This is a genomic window from Micromonospora solifontis, assembly GCF_003725545.1.
GTDB classification, from domain to species: domain Bacteria; phylum Actinomycetota; class Actinomycetes; order Mycobacteriales; family Micromonosporaceae; genus Micromonospora; species Micromonospora solifontis.
In genome coordinates this window covers 1-1692 of sequence record NZ_RJLN01000186.1, presented here as the reverse complement: position 1 = coordinate 1692, position 1692 = coordinate 1, and the positions used below count along the sequence as shown (strand labels likewise).

1 protein-coding gene is annotated in these 1692 nt (G+C 68.0%); it reads left to right on the top strand.

The annotated features are described in order from the left end of the window. Positions 1 to 131 precede the first annotated feature (131 nt). Positions 132 to 1517: an IS1380 family transposase gene (locus EFE23_RS27770; protein ID WP_163599784.1), complete on the top strand. Its 1386-nt coding sequence runs from the start codon at positions 132 to 134 to the stop codon at positions 1515 to 1517. The last annotated feature ends 175 nt before the right edge of the window (positions 1518 to 1692 follow it).

Genomic DNA, 1692 nt, shown 5'->3' with positions numbered 1-1692 from the left:
CCTGGATCCGTGGACGAGGGCTGGTCCACTGTGCCCAAAACGGCGTGGGAATGTGATGAGAGTGCCATCTGGGCTGGGATGATCGGGTTTGCCTAGAACACGAAGCTCACCAGCGCAGAAGGGCACTCTCGGTGCAAGGATCTCATGCCTGGCGCGCTGACAGCGCGATCTTCGACGAGGGCAATCTCGTGTCGCAGGCGGGGCTGGTGCCGGTGCTGGAATTGGCCGAGCAGGCCGGCCTGTCACAGTTGTTGGACGAGCACGTCCGGTTCGCCTGCGAGCGGGTCAAGTCGGGGGCGGCGAACTCGACGGCGAAGCTGACCTCGATGATCGCCGGAATGGCCGCCGGCGCGGACAGCATCGATGACCTGGACGTCATCCGCGCTGGTGGGATGAAGAAGCTGTTCGGTGGGGTCTACGCGGCTGCGACGTTGGGGATCTTCCTGCGGGAGTTCACCCACGGTCACGCTCGGCAACTTCAGGCGGTGCTGCGCCGGCACCTGGTCGCCCTCGCGCAACGAACCCCAGTGCTCAACGGCATCGACGACCGCGTGTTCGTCGACATCGACTCGCTGCTGCGCCCGGTGTACGGGCACGCCAAGCAGGGCGCGTCGTTCGGGCACACGAAGATCGCGGGCAAGACCGTCCTGCGCCGAGGCCTGTCCCCCCTCGCCGTCACGCTCAGCACCCAAACCGCGGCGCCGGTCGTGGCCGGGGTACGGCTGCGGGCCGGACGCGCCGGCTCGTCGCGTGGCGCGGCGTCGATGGTCACCGAAGCGATCAACACCGCGATCGCCTGCGGCGCGGACCCGGCGACCATCCTGGTACGCGGCGACTCCGCCTACTGCGCCGGCAAGGTCGTCACCGCGGTCGTCAAAGCCGGAGCGCAGTTCTCGTTCGCGATCGCCCGCAACCCCGCCGTGGACGCCGCAATCGCCACCATCGCCGATGAGCAGTACACGCCCGTGCACTACCCCGGAGCCGTCATCGACCCGGACACCGGCCAACTGATCTCCGACGCGCAGGTCGCCGAAGTGCCGTTCACCGCGTTCACCGGCACCCGCCACGAGACCACCGGCCGGCTCGTGGTGCGCCGCATCCTGGACGCCAACACCCAGGACCCGCTGTTCCCGGTCTGGCGCTACCACCCGTTCTTCACCAACACCACCGAACCCGCCGAGCAGGCCGACATCACCCACCGGCGCCACGCCATCTGCGAAACCGTCTGGTCCGACCTCATCGACGGCCCCTGGGCACACCAGCCATCAGGCGTGTTCGCCGCCAACGCCGCTTGGTGCATCCTCGCCGCGATCTGCCACAACCTGCTCCGCGCGGCCGGCACCCTCACCGACACGGCCCGCTACGCCGTCGCTCGAGGCGCTACCCTGCGCACCCATCTGATCAACATCCCGGCCCGCTTCGCCCGGCCGCAACGCCGACCCGTGCTGCACCTACCCAGCCGCTGGCCCCGCGCCGACGCCTGGCTCACCATGTGGAAAGCCGTGTTCACCACCTGAACAGGCCACCCCACTGCCGCCACCACACACGTAACTAACACACCGCGACAGACCCGACGACCAGAAACCGAGCACACTGGACCACAGGCCAGCAGGATCACCACACCCTCAAACCAGCAAGATCAAATCCTTTGCGCCCGAAGACCGCACCGAACCCGGTCCACGGATTCAGGCT